The sequence below is a fragment of the Nostoc mirabile CHAB5784 genome, from assembly GCF_020829645.1.
Classification (GTDB): Bacteria; Cyanobacteriota; Cyanobacteriia; order Cyanobacteriales; family Nostocaceae; genus Nostoc; species Nostoc mirabile.
On the sequence record NZ_JAIVFS010000216.1, the window covers coordinates 1 to 5,886 of the forward strand.

Below are 5,886 nucleotides of genomic sequence, written 5' to 3' on the forward strand. Positions count from 1 at the left end.
TTGATATTTGTTGTGGAGTAACGTAATTTTCAAAAGGTTAAAAGCGCCAAAATAATCGATGTCAATTCTGTTCACTGCATTTAAGAACTATCTTTGTGCAGACATTTGTCTTGCATATTTATTGGGGAAGAGAGGGGTTGCCGTCGGCAACCCCTCTCTTCTATGAAAATGATTATCATTTTTATTGGCTGTATATTTTATTCTCTGGAAGTCCCTAACTAAAAGTCAAGAGTTTGGGTCTTTGATGCATCAATCACCTCATGACATAAATAATTGCGAATTGCGAACTGCGAATTGCGAATTGCCGCAGGCTGAAGCCCCAACAATTCTGGAAATCTCCTTTTATGACCAGGAAGCGTTTGTGGGTGAGGAACTGGTAGCCAGCATTAGCTACGACCACGACAATTACGAGAACCTGTACTGGCGAGTATTGGTAAACAACGTTGAGATTTTCCGCGATCTCTCAGCAGCCAGATGCCACAGCTACATCAAGCAACAATACCAGCAAGGTACGCTACCAGTACAAGAGCAATTACCAGAAGAAGTTTGCACCACTGGCAACGAAATCATGGCGCAGATTTTCGCGGAATGTGAGAAATACGGGTTTGAAATTCTCAAAGATGGAATTTACCACAACGACATGAAACTGGGCGAAGTGGGGCTGACTAACGGTAACTGGTGGTTCACACGCGCCACTGACGACACCCAGCAGCGCATATCCTGTGATTCGGCAATGGAAGCCGTGTGGTGGCTGTCGATGGTGGATGTCGTACTCCAGGCTGAACCATCTCAGGAATACTTGCAATATCGCCCATTGGAGCAACTAACTACTGGTGAACTACAGCAGTTGCTGAATGCAGAAGTGTCCGACTGTGAGCAATTGCTGGATCGCCCATTTGACGAACTGACCGCCGAAGAGTGGGAACGGTTGCGGAAATATGAGCCGCACTTGGAATTAGTAGCGGCGTAATTCCTACAACACGGCGATCGCACTTTCATAACAATCCGCGATCGCCTCTACCCACATTCTCAACTATTCACTAATCAAAATGCAACCTACAATATCAATCCCCCAACACTGGGACTACCCTCGCTTTGCTTTGGATCAGCGTACTAAAGACGGCATCATTCTGGGGCTTCAATACTACCCAAATGGTACTGAATTGGCTGAACAATTTGGTGAAGGTTGGCGTTATGCCCTGATGCCTAATAAAAACTCTGACGAACTATTCCACTTTCAGGAAGATCAAATTAAACCACTTTCCCTTGAAGAACTACTCTCGCAGATACGCGCAGATATTGAGTTTTACCAAAGTCAAATAGCAATTCTGCAACAACAGTTAGCCGCAATGACTGGAGGTAGCACTAATGGCTAATTCTACAGACAACTTCGAGGGTAGAGCCAAGCATTTGATGCGTTTACTTCAGCTTTGTGGCGGTTGTGTTCCATTGCATCGTCTGCAATTCCAATTCTCCGCCAAGGTCATTCAAACTCTGCTGGATAAAGAACTGGTGCAAGTACAGAACACGAGACGCGGCTTTTTGTTGGAGATTGCCGAGGATTTTTAGGTTATTAATCCCAGAGGACACAATCATGAAACTTTACGCGAAGACCATTCCACAGACTTTACCCAATTGGGCAACTATCGTTACAAAGAGCGCAGATTTATTTGAGGTTGAAATCAATGATGAACACCCTGATTTTCAATCACTACTTGAAGAGTTAGAGACGGAGATTGAGCCAGGAGTCATGGGAGTTAAAGCTGAGGATTTATGTTCACGGCTTGGCATTGAAATGTCTAATCCGCATCTCCACCAATTACTTGAACAAGCCCAAAACCTAATATCCCTTATTGCTACGCACCCAGACTACAAACAACTGCTGGACTTGGGATATAGCCCAGATTTAAACATTGCTGATGCTCAAACTGCACTCACCTATCTGCAATGGGAGTTAGAGCGGAATCGATAACTTTCTGTCTAATACAAAAGCGTTCATCTAAAGGAATGCCATTACTTCAGATGAACGCACGGAAGTTCTTCTCCCGCTACAGAATTTCCATTATTGCACACAGAACACCAATCAATGAAACTTTAATTGAGGTGAAACATGACTGCTGAAATCAAACTAGGTTTATGCAACCCTCCTGAACCGATTTATCTCTACGTCAAAAACGCCGAGTTAAGTGGTGAATCCTATCTCTGGTATCACTACAACATCGATAAGGATAAAACGATTCCTGTTCTAAAAAAAGGATTGACTGGTTACATATCAGAACTGAGATTAACAACGAAAGAGTTTAAAGGCAAGGACAACATTAAGTTAGACATCGTTGTGAGAGCAGATGAGGTTTATATTGTCAGAACTGGCATAGAAACTAACTTCGCCAAAAGCTTTCTTTTAGCTGCATCAAGTGTTCAAGATTTTGAGAAACCCCTAATTATTGCTGTGACTGCTGGGGAAGAGAACGTAGTATTTTGTCAGCTTTATGATGCAGTAACTAAAGTCCGAATTCGTAGAGAGTGGGATAAAGATGCAGACTGGGCAACAATCATTCATGATATTCAAACCTGTTTAGGTGGCAATTCCTCAACTACTCCAGCCACACCAAAACTTAGCGTAGTTCCTCAACCAGTACATCCCCAAGACCTACGAGTTAAAAATATTCGTACCTTGCTTGATTATCCCCTTGATCTAGTCAGAGAGTGGTTGCAATTTCAAGACACTAATAGCCCCAGCCAATTGCATATTAGCAAAGTCAACGAACTGTTGAAGACTATGTGTTTGGCTTGGGCAGCAGACAAGTGTGACTATCCCAATCATGCTGAATCTTTGTATCAAAACCAAGTTGTTGATGCTGTTGTTAGCGGTACTGATGAATTAACGGCAATCAAAACGTGGATGCAACAGGTGCAAACAGTAAAGACTGGGGCAGTGTAAATCAGAAGCCAGAAGTCAGAAGTCAGGATTCAGAATTATTCTGGCTTCTGACTCCTGACTCCTGAATTCTTAATTTAGAGGAATTACCCATGAAAGTCATTGTCACAGTAGTTGAAAAAATCACAAGTGAAGCTCACATCGATATTCCTGATGGGCTAAATAAATCCGCAATCAAGCAGCACATAGTAGACCGCTATAACACTGGAGGAATGCAGACTGAGGTGAACATCTTTCAAGTTGGCTTTGAATCTATCAGCGCTCGAATTGTCCAAGAACAGTCTGATGCTAAATCTGCATAAATAAGGGAGGTAATCAGATGAACACAAAATGGACTGATGAAGAAATCGCAATTATTGAAGAAAAAGCCGAAGTCTATACAGTCAAACAAATATCCTCAAGCTTAAAAAGACGAGGATATCATCGCCGGACTGCCCTGCCCTCCCTTCAGCCTCGCCGGAAAACGCCTTGCATCCCAAGACTCCCGCAACTTGTTCGGGGAATTCTTTAGAATCATTTGCAATATTCGACCAAAATGGGCAATTGTGGAGAACGTTCCCGGACTCATCACTGCTGAGGGAAGTCAATTTTTCTGTGCCGTACTGTGGCAGTTTACCTCGTTGGGGTTTGATGTTGAATGGGGAATTGTTTCGGCAGCTTCGGTGGGTTTCTGTCGAATTCCGCATCTGGGCTAACAGAACTTTAATGAAAGTGATGCTCTCAACCCAAGTAGAGCCAGTAAAACAGCAAGAACCACCACATACATTAGCCCCATCCCACGAAGCCGCACAGTTGGCAATGATGTTGGGGGAATTTGCTGGATTAGAAAAATCTCTCACTGCCCAGTTAGCAGTTAATGCTGCCACCAAAGTCAACCCCGCACTTAAGCCAGCAGCAGATGATTTAAAAACTGCGATCGCTTCCACTAATACCGCAGAGGACGCATTTCTCAATCCAACACAAATCGGTGAGGTAGTGGGAATGTCTGCACGGGCTGTTAACCACTGAGTATTGGGAGCAAGTATCTCAACAAACATGAAGTCTTCTCCATCAACCAAAACTAACAGCAATTCCTTCATTTACACATTCTTTAGTTGGAGAAAACTACCATGCAACAACTCAATTTATTCACTGAATCAACCCCAGTTTTACCTATCACTTACTACCCCGATTTCTTAAGTCTTGAACAAGCTAACTCCCTCTACCAACACTGTCTGAAACTGCAATGGCAGCAGAACCAAATCAGAATCGCGGGTAAAACAATGCCCGTCCCCCGCCTTGAGTGCATTTATGGTGATGCCGGATGTGATTACCTTTACTCGAATAGCGTGTTTTTGAAACCACTATGGTGGACAGAGGCTCTGTCTAGCTTGCGCGATCAGATCACTGCGTTGACTGGTTACAAATTCCGTATCGTCATTGGTAATCAGTACCGAACAGGTATGGATTCAATCGGGTGGCACGCTGACAACGAACCATCGATGGGGTCTAACCCTGCGATCGCTTCCCTTAGTCTCGGTGGTGTTCGCAAATTCCAGATAAAACCAATCGGCGGACGACCAACGGACTTCTGGCTGGAACACGGCAGCTTGCTCGTGATGCACTCCGGCTGCCAGTCCACTCATCTGCACCAGGTTCCGAAAACCAACAAAGTCGTTAGTACACGTATTAATCTCACGTTTCGACCACACGTAGGCGGGAGATGAGAAGGGTAAGGGGGAAAGGGCAAAGGGGAAAGGAATTGTTCTCACTCCTTTAACCCAACCCCAAAAACCTTTTCCCAGAGCAATGCTGGCGTGTTGATGACTTCATAGCCAGCAAAAGTATTGCAAAAAATTGAACCGGCGGCATGGGTGCAATGCCGCATCCTGCACCATGCGTCAAAAAATAGAGGAAATACATCATGCTTCGTATAAATAAAAAACTCCATCCCGCAAGTGGCGTGGAGTTTTTGGGCATGGGGAATCGGGCATGGGGCATGGGGAAGAAGTTACCAATGCCCAATGCCCAATGCCCAAAGCGGCGGGGCGGCTATCCCTCTCCACCCACGAGGGGATGGAGTTTCCCGCCGCTTTCTATGAAACCGATTCTCAAGCTAAACATCTACAGGAATGGCTCAACAGTGGGGTTGACGAAGAAATTTTTCACCTGAATGGGCGTTCGCTCTACAGCACAACACCCTACGAATATCTGCTCTACAGTCCCAAAATCTCCCGCCGCAACGATGGACGACTGCGCGATCGCGATTTGAAAAAATACCAGCACATTGAGCTAGGCGGCTGGTGGTGCAGTGGCGTTGACCCGCTCAACAACTACGTCCTGATGATGTGGGGCTGTTTCAAACCAGACTTTCCCAGACGTGACCGCCAAAAGATTCACAAGTTCATCAAGTACGGTGCGGCTCGTTTAGCCTAAATGAGTAGAAATACTCAGGGACGGTTAGCTTGATTCAGAAAATGAATCATGACAACTAAATGACAATGTAGATGAGAATCCTACCCTCTAAGTGCAAGAGTGAAAGCACTTCCCCCAGGGAAAGCGACTAGCCATCAAAACCTGACGCGGGGATGAAAGGTGGCTCCACTGGTAGCCCTAAACTGGTGTCCACCGAGCAAAGAACCCATGAGTAAACGTGAGTTGAAGTTGTGATTGAAGTGTCGTTAATGAAAAGTAGCGTAATCAGGCTGAATAACGCTATGAGCCGAAATATGGCAAAAGGATAATGGGGCTGGCAGTTCGTATTCTGACCAGTATGCACCCCCAACAAACCCGGCATATAGCAACACTCTAAAGGTTCATAGTATTGTCATTTGGAACGAAGTAATATCAATTTACATTGAAGCTGCATAGAAAAGAGCTTCGAGAATAAAATCATAAGAAGTTAAAGATATAACACGTTCCGATGTGATTGTACTGAAAAGCTCGTTTAGGCGATCGCGAAGTTCTTC

The 5,886-nt window shown here is 44.7% G+C and carries 9 protein-coding genes; 8 read left to right on the forward strand and 1 reads right to left on the reverse strand.

All coding sequences use genetic code 11. The features are described from left to right. Positions 1-244 precede the first annotated feature (244 nt). The 6 genes from LC653_RS44320 (at position 245) to LC653_RS44345 (ending at position 3,240) form a co-directional block, all read left to right on the forward strand. The gene (locus LC653_RS44320; RefSeq protein WP_229501600.1) at positions 245-970 is read left to right on the forward strand and encodes a hypothetical protein; all 726 of its coding nucleotides are present in this window, start codon (positions 245-247) and stop codon (positions 968-970) included. Between the two features lie 79 nt (positions 971-1,049). After that, positions 1,050-1,376: a hypothetical protein gene (locus LC653_RS44325; protein ID WP_229501601.1), complete on the forward strand. Its 327-nt coding sequence runs from the start codon at positions 1,050-1,052 to the stop codon at positions 1,374-1,376. Beyond that, a complete protein-coding gene (locus tag LC653_RS44330; RefSeq protein WP_229501602.1) occupies positions 1,369-1,569 on the forward strand; it encodes a hypothetical protein in 201 nt (66 codons plus the stop codon). Before LC653_RS44325 ends, LC653_RS44330 begins: the two co-directional genes overlap by 8 nt. 25 nt (positions 1,570-1,594) lie before the next feature. Beyond that, complete coding sequence (locus LC653_RS44335) at positions 1,595-1,972, forward strand: hypothetical protein (RefSeq protein ID WP_229501603.1); 378 nt, start codon at positions 1,595-1,597, stop codon at positions 1,970-1,972. Between the two features lie 138 nt (positions 1,973-2,110). Then, entirely contained in the window at positions 2,111-2,941 is an 831-nt protein-coding gene (locus LC653_RS44340; RefSeq protein WP_229501604.1) for a hypothetical protein, read from the forward strand. Positions 2,942-3,030: 89 nt separating this feature from the next. Continuing rightward, the gene (locus tag LC653_RS44345; RefSeq protein WP_229501605.1) at positions 3,031-3,240 is read left to right on the forward strand and encodes a hypothetical protein; all 210 of its coding nucleotides are present in this window, start codon (positions 3,031-3,033) and stop codon (positions 3,238-3,240) included. 81 nt (positions 3,241-3,321) lie between these two features. On the opposite strand, the gene LC653_RS48185 is transcribed toward LC653_RS44345, so the two are convergent. Beyond that, positions 3,322-4,017, reverse strand: a complete 696-nt coding sequence (locus tag LC653_RS48185) for a hypothetical protein (protein WP_229501606.1) — start codon at positions 4,015-4,017, stop codon at positions 3,322-3,324. Between the two features lie 30 nt (positions 4,018-4,047). Between LC653_RS48185 and LC653_RS44355 the strand changes: the two genes are divergently transcribed. Further along, a complete protein-coding gene (locus LC653_RS44355) occupies positions 4,048-4,644 on the forward strand; it encodes an alpha-ketoglutarate-dependent dioxygenase AlkB family protein (RefSeq protein ID WP_229501607.1) in 597 nt (198 codons plus the stop codon). 265 nt (positions 4,645-4,909) lie between these two features. Then, positions 4,910-5,353 (forward strand): hypothetical protein, encoded by a 444-nt coding sequence (locus tag LC653_RS44360; RefSeq protein ID WP_308189258.1) that lies wholly within the window; start codon positions 4,910-4,912, stop codon positions 5,351-5,353. The last annotated feature ends 533 nt before the right edge of the window (positions 5,354-5,886 follow it).